We start from the raw sequence: 19,747 nt of genomic DNA, 5'->3' as shown, positions 1-19,747 counted from the left end.
GCTCAGGCGTTCCGGGCGCCGGTGCCGGGCTGGTCGTCGTCGGGGCCGGACTGGTCGCCGGTCGTGTCCGGAGTCGTCTCGCCCGACGGCACGTCCTCGGCGACGCCCGACGGCACGTCCTCAGCGACGCCCGACGGCACGTCCTCGGCCACGTCGGTCGGGGCCGCCTCGAGCGCGGTGTCCGCCGGGGCCGCCAGCTCGGCGTCGTCGGGATACTGGTGGAACTCGTCGCGGCTGCGCGGGGTCACCCCGGAGATCAGTCGCTTGTCGACGGTGATCACCACGTCGGGGGCCACCTCGATGCGTGCCTGGACCTCGCCCATCTCGACCAGGGTGCCGTACAGGCCGATCTGGGTCTGGACGCGGGCACCGGGGGCGAGCTCCTTCATCAGCTCGGCCTGCTTCTTCGCCTGCTGGCGCCCGGGGCGGATCAGCATGAAGTAGCCGAGCGCGACGAAGAGCACGATCATCAGCAGGGTGCTCACGGAACCATTCATGTGTCTCAGTTCTCCTGATCGGGGTCCTGGTCGGGGTGGACGGGGCGAGTCTAGTCCCACAGCGCAGGCGCGCCGTCGCCCTCGCCCGGGGCGCTCAGCCCCAGGTGGGCGAAACCGGCCGGTGTGGCGACGCGTCCGCGCGGCGTACGCATCATGAAGCCGAGCCGGACGAGGAAGGGTTCGGCGACCTCCTCGACGGTGTCGGGCTCCTCCCCGACGGCGATCGCCAGGGTGGACAGGCCGACCGGGCCGCCGCCGAACCGGGCGCACAGCGCCGACAGCACACCACGGTCGAGCCGGTCCAGGCCGAGTTCGTCGACCTCGTAGAGGTCGAGGGCGGCCCGGGCGATCCGACGGTCGACGACGCCGTCGCCGTGCACCTGGGCATAGTCCCGCACCCGGCGGAGCAGCCGGTTGGCGATCCGTGGTGTGCCCCGCGAGCGGCGGGCGATCTCGGCGCCGGCGTCCGCCTCGACCGGGACGTCGAGGACCCGCGAGGAGCGCTGGACGATGTGCTCCAGGTCGGCCGGCGCGTAGTACTCCAGCTGGGCGGTCATCCCGAACCGGTCCCGCAGCGGCCCCGGCAGCAGGCCGGCCCGGGTGGTGGCGCCGACCAGCGTGAAGTGCGGGATCTCGATCGGGATCGCGGTGGCGCCGGGGCCCTTGCCGACGACGACGTCGACCCGGTAGTCCTCCATCGCCAGGTAGAGCATCTCCTCGGCCGGCTTGGACATCCGGTGGATCTCGTCGAGGAAGAACACCTCGCCCTCGACGAGTCCGGACAGGATCGCCGCCAGGTCTCCGGCGTGCTGGATCGCCGGTCCGGACGAGATCCGCAGCGGGACGCCCATCTCGGCGGCGATGATCATCGCCAGCGTCGTCTTGCCCAGGCCGGGCGGGCCGGACAGCAGCACGTGGTCGGGGGTGGTGCCACGCTGACGGGCGGCGGCGAGCACCAGGCCGAGCTGGGCGCTCACCCGAGGCTGGCCCTCGAAGTCGGTCAGCCGGCTCGGACGCAGCGCGGCCTCGACCGCGCTCTCCTCGGGAGAGGCGTGCGGGTCGATGGCTCCCCGGTCGGTCACGCCAGCTTCTCCCGGTTCACTTCGCCAGCGAGCGCAGTGCCGCCCGCATCAGTACGGCCACACCGATCGCCGGATCCTCGACGACCATCGGCTCGACCGCGTCGCAGGCGGCCTCGGCGTCCTTCGCCGGCCAACCGAGCCCCTGCAGGCCGCTGGAGACCTGCTCGCGCCACAGCGGCCGCTCCGGCGTCGCGGGTGTCGGCGCGCCCGGTGCCGGTTCGACACCGAGTCGTACGATCTTGTCCTTGAGCTCGACCAGGATCCGCTCGGCGGACTTCTTGCCCACCCCGGGCACCTTGGTGAGGGCGTGCACGTCCTCGGCCCGGATCGCTGCCACCAGCGCGGCCGGCTCCAGCAGGGAGAGGATCGCCAGGGCGAGCTTCGGGCCGACCGAGTTGACCCCGAGCAGCATCTCGAAGGCCTCCCGCTCCACCGGGTCGACGAACCCGAAGAGCGTGAACACCTCCTGGCGCACCTGCAGGGACGTCTCCACGTGACCAGACTGCCCCGGCCGCAGCCCGGACAGCGCCCGCGCGGTGCACTGCACCTCCAGGCCCAGGCCGCCGACGTCGAGCACGGCGGAGGTGGGCCGGACCGCGGTCACGGTCCCGGTGAGGTGCGCGATCACCGCGAGGTCTCCTTCCAGGTCGTACGGGTGGATCGGTGGGCGTCGACGGCCTGCTGCCAACGGTTCGGCGATCCCGATCCGGTCGGGGTGGACACCGCTCCGGTGGCCGGCTCGACGCCGAGCCGCCAGACATGGCAGACGGCCAGCGCCACCGCGTCGGCGGCGTCGGCCGGCCGCGGCGCCTCGGCCAGCCCGAGGATCCGGCTGACCATCAGCCCCACCTGCTTCTTGTCGGCCCGCCCCGAGCCGGTGACGGCCGCCTTCACCTCGGAGGGGGTGTGCAGCCGCACCGGCAGGCCGTGCCGGGCGCCGACCAGCATGGCGACCCCGGCGGCCTGCGCGGTGCCCATCACCGTCGGGCTGTTGTGCTGGGCGAAGACCTGCTCGATCGCGACCACGTCGGGCCGGTGTTCACGCAGCTTCGCCTCGATCTCCTGCTCGAGCTGCACCAGGCGACGCGGCGTGTCCAGGTCGACCGGCGTACGGAAGACCCCGACGTCGACCAGGGTGCACCGGCGGGACCGGTCGCCGTCGACGACGCCGAAGCCGCACCGGGTCAGGCCCGGGTCGATGCCGAGGACGCGCACGCTGTGCCGGGCCTCAGTCCTCGGAGAGGGACGCCAGCGCCTCGGCGTCGGGCTCGTAGTTGCCGTAGACGTTCTGGACGTCGTCCAGGTCGTCGATGGCGTCGACGAGCTTCTCGACCTTCTCGAAGGTCTCCAGATTCACCTGCTGGGTGAAGTCCGGCACAAACTCCACCTCGGCGGAGTCGTAGTCGTAGCCGGCCGCCTGGACCGCCTTGCGGACGTCGACCACGGCATTCGGATCGCTGATCACCCGGAACGACTCGCCGCCGTCCTGGACGTCCTCGGGATCGGCCTCGAGGGTGGCCTCGAGCAGGTCGTCCTCGCTGATCTCCTTGCCGTCCTGCTTCTTGGCGACCGACACGACGCCCTTGCGCTGGAACATCCGGGAGGTCGACCCCGGGTCGGCGACGGTGCCACCGTTGCGGGTGATCGCCACCCGGACGTCGGAGGCGGCGCGGTTGCGGTTGTCGGTGAGGCACTCGATCAGCAGGGCGATGCCGGCCGGGCCGTACGCCTCGTACATGATCGTCTCGTAGTTGACGGCGTCGCTGCCCTCACCGGAGCCGCGCTTGACGGCGCGATCGATGTTGTCGTTCGGCACCGACGTCTTCTTCGCCTTCTGGATGGCGTCGTAGAGGGTCGGGTTGCCGGCCGGGTCACCGCCGCCGACGCGGGCGGCGACCTCGATGTTCTTGATCAGCTTGGCGAAGAGCTTGCCGCGCTTGGCATCGATGACGGCCTTCTTGTGCTTCGTGGTGGCCCACTTGGAATGCCCACTCATGGGTGCTCCTGTCGTTCGTACGCTCCGGGGCGTCAGCCCCAGATGCGGGAGTGTTCGGGGGTGGTGGGCGCCGATTGCGCCCAGCGGCGGCGCCACGGCGCGGCACCGCTCTCGACGGCTGCTGCCGTCCTTCCGGCGAACCTGTCGGCCCAGCCGGTGGCGGGAGGCTGCTCCCCACCGGGGTCGGGCACCCGTCCTCCGGCGATGTCGGTGCTGGCCGAAATACCGGTGCTGGCCGACATACCGGTGCTGGCCGACATACCGGTGCTGGCTGGCTGGTCAGCGCTCATGCTGTGTCACCCCCGTCCTTCCACGACATCAGGGACCATCGTCGCCCCGGCGTGCAGGTAGGCCACCTGCGGATCGGGGCCGATCCGGTTCGAGACGATCTCCAGGGCGTCGGCGAGGGTCGTCGCCGCCCGCATGCCCATCCGGGCCGCGCTCTCGCGGTCCGCGCCGACCCACACGATGTCGCCGCAGTGGGCGCGGGCCCGGGAGATCGCATACCACTGGTACACCGGCAGGATACCCGCGTAGGCGTGCTGATCGCGGTGGACGTGGCCGTACCATTCGTCCTCGGCGTAGCGGCGCTCGTGCTCGGCGTTGACCACCGCCGGGTCGGTCGTCCGGGTCAGCACCTGGGCGAAGAAGTCACCCGAGGCCTGGTGCTCGGTGCTGGAGAAATCCTGGCGCAGCGGGTGGCAGACGATCACCGCGCCGCCCGGGCGCAGCGGGGTGCCCGGCCGCTCCAGTCCGCGCAGTGCCGACCAGGCCGCGGTCAGCGGATCGACGGTGGTCCCGGCGTTGTAGCGGGTCCGCCCCGGCACCCCGGTGATCAGCACGTCGACCGGTGCCGGCAGCTGGACCAGCTGCTGGTCGGCCAGCACCCGCAGGCTCACCTCGGCGACCCGGGCCGGCACGCCGGCGGCGATCACGGCGGTGCGGCGTGCCTGACCGGCCTCCCACATCGCCCGGTGCAGCCGCTCGCGGGCCACTCCCTCGGCCTGGCGGGCCAGTCGCAGCGCCACCCGCTGGCGTACGCTCCACTCCCACTCCCGGCGGCCCAGGTAGTCGAACGCGGGCGCGACATCAGCCTGGTCGGTGACCACGTCGATGGCGAACAGCGGCAGCTTCTCGGCGAGCACCGCGGCGACCCGCGCCGAGGCCCCTTCCACCGCGCCGAAGCCGTGGCAGGCGTCCAGGGTGGCCAGCGCCACGACCCCGCCGGCGAGGAAGCCCGCGCCGGCGTCATCGGCCTCCCGGGCGACGTTGACCGTCACCACGAGGTCGGACTCGGCCAGCCGGCGGTTGACCAGCACCGGTTCCCCGGCGGTGGTCAGCCCCAGATCGGCGACGCCGGCCGGGTCGGCCAGGTCGTGCTGGCGGATCAGGTCGTCCGGGCCCAGCGCGTCGACCACCCGCTGGCCCAGCACGGTGACGAGTTCGGACCGGGTGAGCCGTCGGCCGGCGCCGACGGCGATCAGCACCCGGACGTCGTTGACCCGGCGGGAGGCGGCGACGTCGAGCACCCGCTCGACCAGCCGACCCCGGATGTCCTGGCCCATCGGCGCCACCTCGAGACCGGTGACCACCACGGTGAGCGTGCTGCCCGGGCCCAGCCGGTCGGCCAGCGGCTCCGACCCGATCGGCGCGTGCAGCACGTCGCCGATCGCCTGGTCGACGTCCAGGATGCTGACGTCGTGCTCGTTCGGGTACACCACCTGCGTGCCGAGCGGCAGGGTGGCCAGCCGGCCCGCACCGCCGTCGCCGATCAGCAGCGGGGGCGTACGCTTCTCGACCTCGAGGATGAATCCCGGTCGTGACATGTGGCGTTCTCCTCGTCTAGCGGCCGCGCGGCCGGTTGCGGCTCCCGGCGCTGTGGGAGCTCCATTCCACGATGGACCAGTGGTCGGCCTGCGCCACCCGCATCAGCGGGACGTCGGGGTTGACGGCCACCGGGTTGCCGACCGCGCGCAGCATCGACTCGTCGGCGTGCGAGTCGGCGTACGCGTAGCTGGCGGTCAGATCGATGTCGTGGGTCGCCGCGTAGTAGCGCAGCCACGCCGGCCGGGACTCCCCCACCAGCGGCGGCCCGGTCAGATAGCCGGTGCAGCGGCCCTGCGCGTCGGTGGCCAGGTCGGCCGCGACGATCTCGTCGAACAACGGCACCAGCGGGCGGGTGAAGGGCCGGATGGTGCCGGTGAGCAGCACCGTGACGTGCCCGGCCTCCCGGTGCTCCCGGACCCGGCGGATCGCCTCGGGGGCGAGCCGGTCCATGATCACCTCGGTGAGCTCACGGTCGACGAACTCCTCCAGCGCGGACAGATCGGCGCCGCGGTAGCGGCGGTAGAGGGCGCGCAGGAAGGCACCGCGGTCGCGGTTCTCCGTCCACAGATAGCCGGGCAGGTCGCGGATCAGCGCGGCGACCTCCTTGGTCCGGCCCCAGCGGCCGAGCTCCGGCAGCCGGGCCCACAGGTAGCTGCGGATGACGTCGGAGTTGAGCACCGTGCCGTCGAGGTCGAACGCGGCCAGCACTGTGCCCGGCTGCTTGGCCGGGGTCAGCTCGCGGTACGTCGCCGGGCGGGCGTTGCGGCGCCGCTTCAGCTCCTCCATCCGGCGCACCGGCTTGGTGACCGCCGGGCAGTGGATGCCCTCGATGTAGTCCTTCCAGTCGTACACCGAGGAGTCGAAGGCGAAGGCCTCGACGTCGGCCGGGTCGAGCTGGTTGTGCAGGGCCAGGGTGTTGTCGTCGAGGTAGGTGACCTCGGAGCGCAGGTATTCCCCGTAGATGGTGAGGTAGCGCCGGAGGAAGGCGATCTGCTCACCGCCCTTGTCGAGATCGCGGGCCAGGCGGCGGAAGACCTCGACGCGCGGGGCGATCTTGAGCGCCATGTCGGCGAACTGGTAGGCCTTCGTCGAGGTGTTCAGCAGCTGATCGACCCGCTGCGCGCCGGGGAAGCTCCAGGTCGGCAGGTGGGCGGCGCCCCGGCCACCCGGGGTGAGCGGGTGCTCGAGGAAGTAGGACCGTACGTGGTCGTACAGGTCGGCGAAGGTCAGCGGATTCCGGGCCCCGGAGTTGACGTGGTAGAAGACCGGCTTGCCGATCTCCGGCTCGGTGGCGCAGACCGCCAGGGTGGCGTTGACGACCATGTCGCAGGGCACGATGTCGATCACCGAGTCCGGCGAGGCGGGCAGCTCGGGCATGTTGCCCTTGCCGTACGCCAGGATGATCGGGTCGGCCATCTTGAAGCCCTCGATCCATCCCGGATAGGGGTAGGTCAGCGAGGACTCGACGATCGCGGGCCGGACCACCGACACCCGGATGTGGCGGCCGACATCGGCGACGACCCGCTCACCGAGGGCCTTGGTGAAGGTGTAGCAGTCGGTCCAGCCCAGCGAGCGGGCCCGCTCGGTGCCGGCTTCGACCAGCTTGTCGTGCACCCAGTCCTGGCGGCGCTGCTCGGTGTCGCGGGCGGTGGTGAGGTAGCCGGCCTTGCGGTGCACCCGCTCGGCCTGGCGGCGCAGCCGGGTGAGTCGCTCCGGCGTACGCGACTCGACCTCGATGGTCTCCTTGAGCTTGAGGCCCCACGTGGTCTCGGTGTCGTAGTCGATGTCGTGGACGTGCTGTGCCTCGGGGATCACCCCGCGGCGCCGACCGGCGGTGTAGGCGGTCGAGACGTGCACGTAGTGCGGCACCTTGGTCAGCGCGCCGGACGCGTCGGTGACGGCGGCGAGCATCGCGTCCATCAGCGCCCGGGTGCCGACGGTGTTGGTGGCGAAGGCCTTGTCGATCGGCGGGTCGAAGGAGACGTCGCCGGCGCAGTGCAGCACGACGTCGAGGTCGCGCGGCAGCGGTGGGACGTTGGGCAGGTCACCCTCGATCACCTCGATCCGGGAGTCGACCAGCTCGGCCTTGCCGCCGGCGGCCTTCACCAGGTCGCGGAAGATCGCCTTGCCGACCAGGGTGATCACCCGGTCGCGGGCAGAGGCGGAGCCCTTGCGGCGGACCAGCACCGCGGGGGTGGTGTCGGGCAGTTCGGTGAGGATCTTCCAGAGCAGCTGTTCGCCGATGAAGCCGGTCGCGCCGGTCATCACGATCTTCTTGCCCGCGAGCAGGTCACGCAGCCGGCCGCCCAGCGGCGGCGGCCCGACGACCTCGGGGATGTCGGTGGAAATCGTCAACGCGTCTGTCCTACTGCTCGAGGGCGGCCGAAATGCTGCGGGTGAGGTCCAGGGCTTCCTCGACAGTGAAGTTGCCCAGGTAGAGCGCGGTGCCGACGATGACACCCTCGACACCGATGGAGACCAGGCCGGCGAGCTGGCGCAGGTCCTCCAGGCTGGAGACGCCGCCGGAGGCGACCACCGGGGAGTCTGTGCGGGCGCAGATCGCGCCGAGCAACTCCAGGTTCGGGCCCGACAGCATGCCGTCGGAGCGGACGTCGGTGACCACGTAGCGGGCGCAGCCGGCCTTGTCGAGGCGGTCGAGCACCTCGAAGACGTTGCCGCCCTCGCGGGTCCAGCCACGGGCGGCCAGCCGGTCACCCTTGACGTCGAGTCCGATGGCGATCTTGTCGCCGTACGTACGGATCACCTCGGCACACCACGCGGGCTGTTCCAGTGCCGCGGTGCCGATGTTGACCCGGGTGCAGCCGGTGGACAGTGCCCGCTCCAGCGAGGCGTCGTCGCGGATGCCGCCGGACATCTCGACCTTCATGTCGACGGCGGCGACCACCTCGGCCAGGATGTCGGCGTTGTCGCCCTCGCCGAATGCGGCGTCGAGATCGACCAGGTGCAGCCACTCGGAGCCGGCCTGCTGCCAGCGGCGAGCCGCGGCGAGCGGATCCCCGAAGCGCTTGTCGGTGCCGGCGATCCCTTGGACCAGCTGGACTGCCTGTCCGTGGCGTACGTCAACGGCGGGAAGTAGTTCCAAAGGCTTCACAACGCGGCAGCCTACCCGACCCGGCGGCCTCGGGTGGTCAGCCGCCGGGCGGTGGGTCCTGACATCACCGAGCACCCGGGCGTGCTGCGGTGGTCAGCCGACCGGCAGGCTCCCCAGCCAGTTCCGCAACAGCCGCGCCCCGGCCTCGCCGGACTTCTCCGGGTGGAACTGCGTCGAGCACAGCGGCCCGGCTTCCACCGCGGCGACGAACCGGTCGGTCTCGTGGGTGGCGTACGTGACGCGGACACCCGGCACGCCGAGCAGGTCGTCACCGGCATGCACGCCGTAGCTGTGCACGAAGTAGTACCAGGCATCCTCACCGCCGGCGAAGAGGGTGCTTCCCTCGGCGGCCTCGACGGTGTTCCAGCCCATGTGTGGCAGCCGCTGGGCCGCCAGCCGCTCCACCACACCGGGCAGCGCGCCGACCCCGCCGGCGTCGCGACCGTGCTCGACGCCGCGGTCGAAGAGGATCTGGTGGCCGACACAGATGCCCAGCACCGGCCGGCCCGCGGCGACCCGGGTGCGGATCACCTCGTCGCCACCGACGGCGTGCAGGCCCTCCATGCAGGCGGCGAAGGCCCCCACCCCCGGCACGACGAGTCCGTCGGCGGCCAGGCAGATCTCCCGGTCGGCGGTCAGTGTCACGTCGGCACCGTTCGCCTCCAGCGCCCGGAAGGCCGAGCGCAGGTTGCCCGACCCGTAGTCGAGCAGCGCGACCGTGGGACGTACGACCGCGCCGGTCACAGCGCACCCTTGGTGGACGGCACGCCCTCGACGCGCGGATCGAGCGCCACCGCGTCGCGCAGCGCCCGCGCCAAGGCCTTGAACTGCGCCTCGACGATGTGGTGCGGGTCGCGGCCGGCGAGCAGCCGCAGGTGCAGGCAGATCTGTGCGTTCGCCGCGAACGTCTCCAGCACGTGCTGGGTCATCGACCCGGCGTACGGCACCGCGCCGTTCCCGCCGCCGATCAGCGCGTACGCCTGGCCGTCCGGCTCCCCCGAGACCACCGCGTACGGCCGGCCGGAGACGTCGACGACGGCATGGGCGAGCGCCTCGTCCAGCGGGACGTACGCGTCGGCGAACCGGCGGATGCCCTTCTTGTCGCCCAGCGCCTGCAGGAACGCCTGGCCGAGCACGATCGCGGTGTCCTCGACGCTGTGGTGGGCGTCCACCTCGACGTCGCCGGTGGTCCGGACGGTCAGGTCGAACAGGCCGTGCTTGCCCAGCGCGGTGAGCATGTGGTCGTAGAACGGCACCCCGGTGCTGATCTCGGTGCGTCCCCGCCCATCGAGGTCGATCCGGACGTGGACGGAGGACTCGGAGGTCTCGCGGGTGATCTCGGCGGTGCGGCTGGTCATCGTCACTTCACTCCTCGGTGATCCGGGGGCAATCGGGCAGGACCTCCAGCAGGGCGGTGCGGAAGGCATCCATCTCGGCCGGGGTGCCGGCGCTCACCCGCAGCCAGCCCTCGGGGCCGACCTCGCGGATCAGCACACCGCGATCCAGCAGCGCCTGGAACACCGCATGCCGGTCGACGAACCGGCCGAACAGCACGAAGTTCGCGTCCGTCTCGGCGGTCGCCAGACCCCGCTCGCCCAGCCAGACGACGAGCTTGTCGCGCTCGGTGCGCAGGTCGTCGACCCGCGACAGCATCTCGTCGGCGTGGTCGAGGGCGACCGTGGCCACCGCCTGGGTGATCGCCGACAGGTGGTACGGCAGTCGGACGATCCGGCAGGCGTCGACCACCGCGGGCGCCGCGGCCAGGTAGCCCAGCCGGCCGCCGGCGAACGCGAACGCCTTCGACATGGTCCGGCTGACCACCAGGTTCGGGTGATCGGGCAGCAGGTCCAGCGCCGAGCGGGTGCCCGCGCGGGCGAACTCCTGGTAGGCCTCGTCGGCCACCACGATGCCGTCGGTCGCGTCGCACAGCCGGGCGATGACGGAGAGGTCGGTGCTGGTGCCGGTCGGGTTGTTCGGCGAGCAGACGATGACCAGGTCGGGGCGCTCGGCCGCGATCGCCGCCAGGGCGGCGTCCAGGTCGAGGGTGAAGTCGGCCCGCCGCGGCACGGTGACGTAGCGGCTGTGCGTGTCGCGGGCGTACTCGGGATACATCGAGTACGTCGGCGGGAAGGTCATCACCGTACGATCCGGTCCGGCGAAGGCCTGCATCAGATGGATCATCACCTCGTTCGACCCGTTGGCCGCCCAGATGTTGTCGGCGGTCAGCGCGTAGCCACTCCGGTTGAGGTAGCCGGCCAGCCCGGTCCGCAGCGCGAGCGCCTCACGGTCCGGGTAGCGGTTCATCGACCCGGCGGCCGCGGCGGCCGCCTGACCGATCGCCTCGATCACCGCCGGACTCGGCGGGTACGGATTCTCGTTGACGTTGAGACACACCGGCACGTCGAGCTGCGGGGCGCCGTACGGCTCCTCCCCCACCAGCTCGGGGCGCAACGGCAGGTCCGCGAGGCGGACGTCGGCGGCGGCGCGCGCGGTCACGACCGGCTCCCGTCGGGGTCCTCGACCCGCACCCGCAGGGCGTTGCCGTGGGAGGGCAGGTCCTCGGACTCGGCGAAGGCGATGACATCCTTGGCCACCGCGTCGGTGGCGCCCTGCTGGTAACGGATCAGGTGCACCGCGCGCAGGAAGGACTTCACGTTCAGCCCCGAGGAGTGCTTGGCGCCACCGCCGGTCGGCAGCACGTGGGTGGAGCCGGCCAGATAGTCGCCGAGGGAGACCGGCGACCAGGTGCCGATGAAGATGGCCCCGGCGTTGGTGACCCGCTGGGCCAGCGCCTCGGCGTCACGGGTGTGGATCTCCAGGTGTTCGGCGGCGTACGCGTCGGCGACGGCCAGCGCCTGGTCCATGTCGCGGACCAGCACGATGCCGGACTGTTCGCCCTTCAGTGCCTGGCCGATCCGCTCGGCGTGCCGGGCCTGTGCGGCCTGGGTGGCGATCACCGCGTCGACGCGGGCGGCCAGGTCCGCGGAGTCGGTGATCAGCACCGAGCCGGCCATCGGGTCGTGCTCGGCCTGCGACACCATGTCCGCGGCGACGTGGCTCGCGATCGCCGTCTCGTCGGCGACGATGGCGATCTCGGTCGGTCCGGCCTCGGAGTCGATGCCGACCCTGCCCTGGACATAACGCTTCGCCGCGGCGACGTAGATGTTGCCCGGGCCGCAGATCATGTCGACCGGCCGGCACAGGCCGGGCACGCCGTACGCGAACATCGCCACCGCCTGGGAGCCGCCGACCGCGTACACCTCCTCGACACCGAGCAGCGCGCAGACGGCCAGGATGTTCGGGTGCGGCAGACCGTCGAAGTCGGCCTGCGGCGGGGAGGTGACGGCGATCTGCGCCACCCCGGCGACCTGCGCCGGGACGACGTTGTGGATCACCGAGGACGCCAGCGGCGCCCGCCCGCCGGGCACGTAGAGGCCGACCCGGTTGACCGGGATCATCTTCTGGCTGATCACCGCGCCGGTGGCGACCTCGACGTCGACCTGCTGGGGGCCGAGCTCCTGGTAGGCGACCACCCGCCGGCGCTCGATGGCGATCTCGTACGCCTGGCGGACCAGCGGATCGAGCCCGTCGAGCGCGTGCTGGAGCGCCTCGGCCGGCACCCGGAAATGCTCCGGCACCACGTGGTCGAACTTCTCCGACAGCCGCTGCAGCGCCTCGACACCATGGGTCGCCACGTCCTGGCAGACCGGGGCGACGATGTCCAGCGCCGCGGTCACGTCGAAGGGGGCGCGGGGCACCATGGTGGCGTAGTCCACCGCGGCATCCACCTGGTCACGAAGATCGACAATGTTCAGCACCCGGCTAGTCTACGGTCCGTGTTCATCGGCTTCGGAACCCTCGCGAATGTGGTCACCGTGGTGCTGGGTTCCTCGCTCGGCCTGTGGATCGGCGGCCGTCTGCCGGAACGTACGCAACGTACGGTCGTCGACGCGCTGGGCCTGATCACCCTGCTGCTGGGCGCCCTGTCCGCCGCCGATGTGCGCTCCCCCGCCTTGCGCGACGCCGTCGGTTCGACCGCGCCGGTGCTGATCGTGCTGGGTGCTCTGCTGATCGGCGGGGTGCTCGGGTCGCTGCTCGACCTCGAGGAACGACTGGACGCCTTCGGTCACTGGGTGCGCCGGCGCGTGGTCGGTCGCGGTGCGACACCCGGCGGCGATCCGGACGGCCGGCCGAGCGCTGCCAACCGGTTCGTCAACGGCTTCGTCTCCGCCTCGCTGCTGTTCTGCGTCGGTCCGCTCACCGTGCTCGGGACGCTGACCGAGGGGCTCGGGCGCGGGCCGGAGCAGTTGCTGGTCAAGTCCGTCCTCGACGGGTTCAGCGCGATCGCCTTCGCCGCGGCCCTGGGTCTGGGGGTGCTGGCCTCGGCCGGGATGATCCTGGTCGTGGAGGGGCTGATCACGCTCGTCGGCTGGACCATCGGTGGCGCGCTGCCCGAGGCCCACCTGATGGCGCTGTCCGCGGTCGGCGGCCTGATCCTGGTCGGGCTCAGTCTGCGGATCCTGAACGCCCGGAAGGTGCCGGTGGTCAACCTGCTGCCCGCCCTGGTGATCGCGCCGGCGCTGGTGGCGCTGGTCGATCTGCTGCGCTGAGCCGACGAGGTGACCGTGGGCCGCGGTCCAGCCGCGTCCTGACGCCAGACCGAGGCCGACGAGGAACAGTGGCAGCATCGACCACATGGCCAAGCACTCCAAGACCCACGAGGCGACCGGCACCCCTGCCCTGCAGGCGGTGGTCCGGGCCGGGATCGCCCATACGCTGCACGAGCATGCCGCCGACATGCACGCCCGTGGCGAGCTCGGCCCGGAGTCGGCCCGTCAGATGGGCGTGAGCCCGGACCGGGTGTTCAAGACGCTGATCGCCGACTGCTCCGGGCGACTGGTGGTCGGCGTGGTCCCCGTCAGTCACCACCTCGACCTCAAGGCGCTGGCCCGCGCGGTGGGCGCCAAGAAGGCCCAGATGGCCGATCCTGCGGTCGCCGAGCGGTCCAGCGGCTATGTGGTGGGCGGCATCTCGCCACTCGGTCAGCGCACGCGGTTGCTCACGGTGGTGGACGACTCCGCGCTGACACAGGAGACCATGTACGTGTCGGCGGGCAAGCGGTCACTCAAGCTGGAGATCGCGCCCGCCGACCTGGTCGGGCTGCTCGACGCCCGGGTGGCCACCATCCGCACCCTCGACTGAGTGCCCCACACCCTGCGCTGGACCCTGCGCAGGACCCTGCGCTGAACGTCGCGGGCGCGGCGACTGCCCGGGCTCCGCGGTGAACGCGCTCCACAGCAGCACCAGCAGCATCGCCGCGAACGGCCACAGCAGCACCGCCACCGGAGAGTGCAGGACCAGGTCGACCGGTTCGGTCCGGCCGGCCGTGGCGTGCGCCAGCCGATCCTTCAGCGGCACGGCCCCGACCACGCCGGCACCCCAGGCCGCCAGCCCGGCGAGGACCGACCCGCCGGTGGTCCAGACGACCACCCACCAGCCGCGGCGCCGCAGCACCAGCATCGCCAGCAGCCCCATCAGCAACCCACCGGCCATCCCGATCACCGCGTACCGGGCATCGGCGACGAAGAGCTGGGTCAGCCCGAGCTCGCTGATCAGTGCCTGGCCGTCCGGCTGGACGGTGTAGCCGGGCAGCGGGGTGGTCGTCCGCCACACCACCCCACCGATCCCGCCGAGGGCCACCGCGGCCAGCAGGTACGCCGCCTCCGGCCAGCCGCGGTGCGGGAAGCGACGGGTCATCCGGCGGCGCTCACGTTCGCCGGCCCGAGCAGCGCCTTCAGGTCGGCCATCACTGACACCGAGGCGTCGACCCGCAGCCCCGGCTGGACCCGCCAGACACTTGTTCCGCCGCTGCCGCGCAGCCGGACCCGCACCTCGGTGGCGCCCGGGTGGGCGGCCAGCACGTCGCGCAGCTGTTCGATCCGCGGCGGGGTGCAGCTCACCGCGGGGATGGTGATGACGATCGGGCCGTGCGGGTCGTCGCTGATGTTGGGCAGCGTCACCTCCCGGGCGAAGATCGAGACCGTCTCCTCCTCGCGGCGTACGGTCCCCCTCACCTGGACGATGGTGTCCGGGGCGAGGATCGGCGCAACGAGCTGATAGACCTTGTTGAAGCACTTCACCTCGATCGAGCCGCCGAGGTCCTCGACGTAGATCAGTGCCCACAGGTCGCCGCGCTTGTTCTGCTTGCGGACCACCTGGGTGATCATCCCGGCGATGGTGATCTGTTCCCCGTCCTTAGGGCCGTCCTCGTCGAGGATCTGCTCGATCCCGCTGTCGGACAGCCGGGCGAGCACCGGCTCCATGCCCTGCAGCGGGTGGTCGGAGACGTAGAGGCCGAGCATCTCCCGCTCGAAGGCGAGCTTGGTCCGCTTGTCCCACTCCTCCAGGTCCGGCACCACGACGGCTGTCGGGTCCGCCTCGTCGGACTCCGCGCCGAACACCCCGAACAGGTCGTCCTGGCCGTTCGCCTCGTTGCGCTTGCGGCTGGTGATCTTGTCGATCGCCTCCTCGAAGCACTCCATCAGCCCGCGGCGGTGGTGCCCCATCGAGTCGAAGGCGCCGGCCTTGATCAGCGACTCGATCAGCCGCTTGTTGCACACCGCCAACGGCGCCTGATCGAGGAACTCGTTGAAGGACGAGGCCCGGCCGCATTCCCGGCGGGTGGCGATGATCTCCTCGACGACGTGCTCGCCGACGTTGCGGACCGCGGTGAGGCCGAAGCGGATCGCGTCCCCGACAGGGGTGAACTGGGCGGCGGACTCGTTGACGTCGGGCGGCAGCACCTCGATGCCCATCCGCCGGCACTCGCCGAGGTAGACCGCCATCTTGTCCTTGTCGTCCTTGACCGACTGCAGCAGTGCGGCCATGTACTCCACCGGGAAGTTCGCCTTGAGGTAGGCGGTCCAGTAGGACACCAGGCCGTACGCCGCGGAGTGGGCCTTGTTGAACGCGTAGTTGGAGAACGGCAGCAGGATGTCCCAGAGGGTCTGCATCGACTCCTCGGAGTAGCCGCGCTCCAGCATCCCGTTCTTGAAGGTCTCGAACTGGGCGTCCAGCTCCTTCTTCTTCTTCTTGCCCATCGCCCGGCGCAGCATGTCGGCGCCACCCAGGGTGTAGCCGGCCAGCTTCTGGGCGATCGCCATCACCTGCTCCTGGTAGACGATCAGACCGTACGTCTCGCCGAGGATGTCCTTCAGCGGCTCCTCCAGCTCCGGATGGATCGGCTCCACCGGCTCCTTGCCGGTCTTCCGTCGGGCGTACTTGTTGTGCGAGTCGGCACCCATCGGGCCCGGGCGGTAGAGCGCACCGACGGCGGAGATGTCGTCGAAGCAGTCGGGCTGCATCGAGCGCAGCAGCGCCCGCATCGGCCCGCCGTCCAGCTGGAACACACCCAGCGTGTCGCCGGCCTGCAGCAGCTTGAAGGTGGCCGGGTCGTCCAGGGTGAGCTTCTCCAGCACCACCTCCTGGTCCTGGTTGAGCGTGATGTTCTCCAGCGCGTCAGCGAGGATCGTGAGGTTGCGCAGGCCCAGGAAGTCCATCTTGATCAGGCCCAGCGACTCGCACGACGGGTAGTCGAACTGGGTGATGATCTGGCCGTCCTGCTCCCGCTTCATCAGTGGGACGACGTCCATGATCGGCTCCGACGACATGATCATGCCGCAGGCGTGCACGCCCCACTGCCGCTTCAGGCCCTCCAGGCCCATCGCCGTGTCGACGACCTCACGAACCTCCGGTTCGGCGTCGTACAACGCCCGGAACTCCTGGCCCTCCAGGTAGCGCTCGTGCTTGTCGTCGAAGAGCTTCTGCAGCGGGACGTCCTTGCCCATCACCGGGTCGGGCATCGCCTTGGTGATCTGGTCGCCGAGCGAGTAGGGCTTGCCGAGCACCCGGCCGGCGTCCTTGACCGCCTGCTTGGCCTTGATGGTGCCGTACGTGACGATGGCGCTGACCTTGTCGGCGCCGTACTTGTCGGTGACGTACTGGATCACGTCGCCACGGCGACGGTCGTCGAAGTCGATGTCGAAGTCGGGCATCGAGATGCGCTCCGGGTTGAGGAAGCGCTCGAAGATCAGGCCGTGCTGGATCGGGTCCAGCTCGGTGATGTGCAGGGCGTACGCGCACATCGAGCCGGCACCGGAACCACGGCCCGGGCCGACCTTGATGCCCTGCGCCTTGGCCCACTTGATGTAGTCGGAGACCACCAGGAAGTAGCCCGGGAAGCCCATCTGCTGGATGACGCCGATCTCGTAGTCGGCGCGGTCGCGCACCTCGGTGCTGATCCCGTCGGGGTAGCGGTCGTGCAGCCCCTGGTTGACCTGGGCGATGAACCAGGACTCCTCGGTCTCGCCGGCGGGCACGTCGAAGTGCGGCATGAACTTGCCGATGGCGTTGTCGAAGCCGATCTCGCAGCGTTCGGCGATCGCCAGGGTGTTGTCGCAGGCCTCGGGGATCTCGCGGAACAGCTCGCGCATCTCCCGGGGGGACTTCAGGTAGTAGCCGTCGCCGTTGAACCGGAAGCGGTTGGTGTCGGCCAGGTGGGCCCCGGCCGAGACGCACAGCAGGGCGTCGTGGGCGTGCGAGTCGTCCTTCGACACGTAGTGCGAGTCGTTGGTGACGACGGGCGGCAGGTTCAGCTCCTTGCTGATCCGCATCAGGCCTTCGCGGACCCGGGTCTCGATGTCCAGCCCGTGGTCCATGATCTCGACGTAGAAGTTGTCCTTGCCGAAGATGTCGCGGAACTCCGCGGCCGATGCCAAGGCGTTGTCGTACTGCCCCAGCCGCAGGTAGGTCTGCACCTCGCCGGACGGGCAGCCGGTGGTGGCGATCAAGCCCTTGGCGTAGCGGTGCAGCAGCTCGCGGTCCACCCGCGGCTTGTAGAAGAACCCCTCGATCGAGGCGTACGACTCGAGCCGGAACAGGTTGTGCATGCCCTCGGTCGTCTCCGACCACAGCGTCATGTGGGTGTAGGCGCCCTTGGCGGAGACGTCGTCGCCGGTGCCGTCGCCCCACTGCACCCGCTTGCGCTCCGAGCGGTGCGTCTTCGGCGTCATGTACGTCTCGCAGCCGATGATCGGCTTGACGTCGAAGTTCTTCGACGTCTTCCAGAACTCGTACGCCCCGAACATGTTGCCGTGGTCAGTGACGGCGATCGCCGGCATGCCGAGTTCCTCGGCGCGCTGGAACATGTCGGGCACCCGCGCGGCGCCGTCCAGCATCGAGAACTCGGAATGGACATGCAGATGGACGAACGAATCGTCGAGCGAACCGGCCATCGGGCGGCTGCCACCTCCTGGGCATCGAGCGGACGGGCAGGGACCAGAGTAGCCCGGTAGACTGGCATTCCCCGTCGATGAGGAGCAGTGGTGTCCGAAGTCCAGACCGACCCGGCGTCCGGCCCCCAGGTGAAGGCCGAGACCGAACGCAAGTTCGCGCTCCTCCCCGGCGCCCGAGTGCCCGGGTTGGACGGCCTCGCCACGATGGGCGAGCCGCAGGTCCTGCACCTCGACGCCACCTACTTCGACTCCCCGACGTACGACCTGAACCGCGCCCGGGTCACTCTGCGCCGGCGCACCGGCGGCGCCGACGCCGCCTGGCACGTCAAGCTCCCGCCGGTGGAGGGCACCCGCACCGAGCTGCACGTGCCGCTGGATGCCAGCCCCGATCCCCTGGTGGTGCCGCGCGCGCTGCGCGCCGCGGTCGGTGAGCGGGTCGGCGCCGTCCCGCTGGTGCCGGTCGCCCGCCTGCAGACCGTCCGGACCGTACGGATCCTCGCCGACCCGGCCACCGGCACCCCGCTGGCCGAGCTGGCCGACGACACGGTGACCGCGAGCCGGCTGGCGCTACCCGGCACCCCCGGCCAGGAGACCACCTGGCGGGAGATCGAGGTCGAGCTGCTCGAGGGCGATCGCAGCTTCCTCGACGCGGTGACCGAACGCTTCCAGTGGGCCGGCATCGTGCCGGCCACCTCCCCGGCCAAGATCAACCAGGCTCTCGGCGACGCCCCGGCGCAGGCCGCGGCCCACGTCCCCTCCCCGGCCGACCTGCTGTCCCGTACGGTGCTGGCCGCTCTGGCGACCCACGTCGGGGTGCTGCAGGGCCGCGAGGAAGCGGTCGCGGTCGATGCCCCCGACGCCGTACACAAGGCCCGGGTCGCCTCACGGCGGCTGCGCAGCATCCTGCGGGTCTTCGACGACCTGTTCGACACCGAGGCGGTCCGTACGCTGCGCGACGAGCTGCAGTGGTACGCCACCGAGCTCGGCCACGCCCGCGACGCCGAGGTGCAGAAGGCGAAGCTGCTGGACCGACTCGACGCGCTGCCGCCCGAGTCGGTGATCGGCCCGGTCCGGGCCCGGATGGAGAACGAGCTGGAGGCCACCCACCAGCAGGCCCTGGCCGGTGTCGCGGCCTGCCTGAGGGACGATCGCTACACCGCCCTGATGGTCGCGCTGAGCCGCTGGCTGACCGACCCACCGCTGGAGCAGGTCGCCGACGCGCGGGTGTCGGAGCGGGCGATCCCACTGGTGGACCGGGCGATCCGCCGGGTCCGCAAGGCCCACACCACCGCCGAGGAGACCGCGGGCGCGGAGCGGCTGACCGCGCTGCACGACGTCCGTAAGAAGTCCAAGGTCGTCCGCTACGCCTGCGAGGCGCTCACCGCCGTCTACGGGGAGGATGCCGCGTCCTCGGCCCGGGACTGGGAGGCGGTGACCGAGGTGTTCGGCGAGATGAACGACGCCGTGGTCGCCCGGGAGCGGCTGCTGCGGCTGGCCGACGCCGCCGCGGCGGCGGGCGAGCCGACGTTCACGTACGGCGTGCTGTTCGGCGCCCAGCTCGGCGACCTCGACCGCGACCTGCCGGCCGCCCGGGCCGCGCTGCGTCGGGCAGTCCGCCGCGGCCCCGACAGCTGGGACGCCAAGGGCTGAGCCCCCGACCGCCGTCCTGCGTCGACCCCGCTGATGGTGCTCCATCAGCGGGGTTTCGCATCACCTGAGCGCCCCGCGGCAACGGCAACGGCAACGGCAACGGCAACGGCAACGGCAACGGCAACTTCCCACTGGTCCACGATCCTCCGGCACCCCGACGACTCTCCAGCACCCTGACGATCCTCCAGCACCCAGTACCCCGACGACTGCCAGGACCCCGACGGTTCGCGACTTCCCCGACGGTTCTCAACTTCCCCGACGCTTGCCGGCAACCCCGACCTTGTTCCGCC

At 71.1% G+C, this 19,747-nt stretch carries 18 protein-coding genes; 3 read left to right on the top strand and 15 right to left on the bottom strand.

All coding sequences use genetic code 11. The features are described from left to right. Window positions 1-2: 2 nt before the first annotated feature. The 13 genes from yajC to hisD form a co-directional block, all read right to left on the bottom strand. Entirely contained in the window at window positions 3-485 is a 483-nt protein-coding gene (gene yajC / locus R0146_RS12175; protein WP_317690060.1) for a preprotein translocase subunit YajC, read from the bottom strand. Between the two features lie 62 nt (window positions 486-547). Continuing rightward, the gene (ruvB, locus tag R0146_RS12170) at window positions 548-1,579 is read right to left on the bottom strand and encodes a Holliday junction branch migration DNA helicase RuvB (RefSeq protein WP_317690056.1); all 1,032 of its coding nucleotides are present in this window, start codon (window positions 1,577-1,579) and stop codon (window positions 548-550) included. Between the two features lie 16 nt (window positions 1,580-1,595). Further along, window positions 1,596-2,207 (bottom strand): Holliday junction branch migration protein RuvA, encoded by a 612-nt coding sequence (gene ruvA, locus R0146_RS12165; RefSeq protein ID WP_317690053.1) that lies wholly within the window; start codon window positions 2,205-2,207, stop codon window positions 1,596-1,598. Further along, on the bottom strand, window positions 2,204-2,794 hold the full coding sequence (gene ruvC, locus R0146_RS12160; RefSeq protein ID WP_317690052.1) for a crossover junction endodeoxyribonuclease RuvC: 591 nt from the start codon (window positions 2,792-2,794) through the stop codon (window positions 2,204-2,206). Before ruvC ends, ruvA begins: the two co-directional genes overlap by 4 nt. A gap of 13 nt (window positions 2,795-2,807) precedes the next feature. After that, entirely contained in the window at window positions 2,808-3,575 is a 768-nt protein-coding gene (locus R0146_RS12155; RefSeq protein ID WP_317690050.1) for a YebC/PmpR family DNA-binding transcriptional regulator, read from the bottom strand. 32 nt (window positions 3,576-3,607) lie between these two features. After that, the gene (locus R0146_RS12150) at window positions 3,608-3,865 is read right to left on the bottom strand and encodes a hypothetical protein (RefSeq protein WP_317690048.1); all 258 of its coding nucleotides are present in this window, start codon (window positions 3,863-3,865) and stop codon (window positions 3,608-3,610) included. A gap of 6 nt (window positions 3,866-3,871) precedes the next feature. Then, a complete protein-coding gene (locus R0146_RS12145) occupies window positions 3,872-5,401 on the bottom strand; it encodes a lactate racemase domain-containing protein (RefSeq protein ID WP_317690046.1) in 1,530 nt (509 codons plus the stop codon). Between the two features lie 16 nt (window positions 5,402-5,417). After that, window positions 5,418-7,757, bottom strand: a complete 2,340-nt coding sequence (locus R0146_RS12140) for an SDR family oxidoreductase (protein WP_317690044.1) — start codon at window positions 7,755-7,757, stop codon at window positions 5,418-5,420. 10 nt (window positions 7,758-7,767) lie between these two features. Next, on the bottom strand, window positions 7,768-8,514 hold the full coding sequence (gene priA / locus R0146_RS12135; protein WP_317690042.1) for a bifunctional 1-(5-phosphoribosyl)-5-((5-phosphoribosylamino)methylideneamino)imidazole-4-carboxamide isomerase/phosphoribosylanthranilate isomerase PriA: 747 nt from the start codon (window positions 8,512-8,514) through the stop codon (window positions 7,768-7,770). Window positions 8,515-8,607: 93 nt separating this feature from the next. Then, window positions 8,608-9,258 carry an imidazole glycerol phosphate synthase subunit HisH gene (hisH, locus tag R0146_RS12130; RefSeq protein WP_317690040.1) on the bottom strand — a complete coding sequence of 217 codons (651 nt, stop codon included), beginning with the start codon at window positions 9,256-9,258 and terminating at the stop codon, window positions 8,608-8,610. After that, entirely contained in the window at window positions 9,255-9,872 is a 618-nt protein-coding gene (gene hisB, locus R0146_RS12125; RefSeq protein WP_317690038.1) for an imidazoleglycerol-phosphate dehydratase HisB, read from the bottom strand. Before hisB ends, hisH begins: the two co-directional genes overlap by 4 nt. Window positions 9,873-9,879: 7 nt before the next feature. After that, on the bottom strand, window positions 9,880-11,010 hold the full coding sequence (locus R0146_RS12120) for a histidinol-phosphate transaminase (RefSeq protein ID WP_317690036.1): 1,131 nt from the start codon (window positions 11,008-11,010) through the stop codon (window positions 9,880-9,882). Then, a complete protein-coding gene (hisD, locus tag R0146_RS12115) occupies window positions 11,007-12,332 on the bottom strand; it encodes a histidinol dehydrogenase (RefSeq protein WP_411567151.1) in 1,326 nt (441 codons plus the stop codon). Before hisD ends, R0146_RS12120 begins: the two co-directional genes overlap by 4 nt. Window positions 12,333-12,350: 18 nt before the next feature. Between hisD and R0146_RS12110 the strand changes: the two genes are divergently transcribed. Next, window positions 12,351-13,124, top strand: coding sequence for a DUF554 domain-containing protein (locus tag R0146_RS12110; RefSeq protein WP_317690034.1), 774 nt, complete (start codon window positions 12,351-12,353; stop codon window positions 13,122-13,124). 85 nt (window positions 13,125-13,209) lie between these two features. After that, window positions 13,210-13,716, top strand: a complete 507-nt coding sequence (gene ybaK, locus R0146_RS12105) for a Cys-tRNA(Pro) deacylase (RefSeq protein ID WP_317690032.1) — start codon at window positions 13,210-13,212, stop codon at window positions 13,714-13,716. Here the strand turns inward: ybaK and R0146_RS12100 are convergent. After that, the gene (locus R0146_RS12100) at window positions 13,636-14,271 is read right to left on the bottom strand and encodes a hypothetical protein (RefSeq protein ID WP_317690030.1); all 636 of its coding nucleotides are present in this window, start codon (window positions 14,269-14,271) and stop codon (window positions 13,636-13,638) included. The two genes, ybaK and R0146_RS12100, sit on opposite strands and share 81 nt — an antisense overlap. After that, window positions 14,268-17,807, bottom strand: coding sequence for a DNA polymerase III subunit alpha (gene dnaE / locus R0146_RS12095; protein ID WP_317690028.1), 3,540 nt, complete (start codon window positions 17,805-17,807; stop codon window positions 14,268-14,270). Before dnaE ends, R0146_RS12100 begins: the two co-directional genes overlap by 4 nt. Before the next feature lie 90 nt (window positions 17,808-17,897). On the opposite strand from dnaE, the gene R0146_RS12090 reads away from it, so the two are divergent. After that, on the top strand, window positions 17,898-19,457 hold the full coding sequence (locus tag R0146_RS12090; protein ID WP_317690025.1) for a CYTH and CHAD domain-containing protein: 1,560 nt from the start codon (window positions 17,898-17,900) through the stop codon (window positions 19,455-19,457). The last annotated feature ends 290 nt before the right edge of the window (window positions 19,458-19,747 follow it).

The organism is Raineyella sp. LH-20 (assembly GCF_033110965.1).
GTDB lineage: Bacteria > Actinomycetota > Actinomycetes > Propionibacteriales > Propionibacteriaceae > Raineyella.
Note: the sequence above shows the minus strand (reverse complement) of the source record. Positions and strands in the feature narration are given on the sequence as shown.

What these genes read in the sequence shown, in the direction of transcription:
- R0146_RS12155 (WP_317690050.1), bottom strand. Translation starts at nt 3,575, where the DNA reads ATGAGTGGGCATTCCAAGTGGGCCACCACGAAGCACAAGAAGGCCGTC.
- R0146_RS12150 (WP_317690048.1), bottom strand. Translation starts at nt 3,865, where the DNA reads ATGAGCGCTGACCAGCCAGCCAGCACCGGTATGTCGGCCAGCACCGGT.
- R0146_RS12145 (WP_317690046.1), bottom strand. Translation starts at nt 5,401, where the DNA reads ATGTCACGACCGGGATTCATCCTCGAGGTCGAGAAGCGTACGCCCCCG.
- hisB (WP_317690038.1), bottom strand. Translation starts at nt 9,872, where the DNA reads ATGACCAGCCGCACCGCCGAGATCACCCGCGAGACCTCCGAGTCCTCC.
- ybaK (WP_317690032.1), top strand. Translation starts at nt 13,210, where the DNA reads ATGGCCAAGCACTCCAAGACCCACGAGGCGACCGGCACCCCTGCCCTG.
- R0146_RS12100 (WP_317690030.1), bottom strand. Translation starts at nt 14,271, where the DNA reads ATGACCCGTCGCTTCCCGCACCGCGGCTGGCCGGAGGCGGCGTACCTG.
- dnaE (WP_317690028.1), bottom strand. Translation starts at nt 17,807, where the DNA reads ATGGCCGGTTCGCTCGACGATTCGTTCGTCCATCTGCATGTCCATTCC.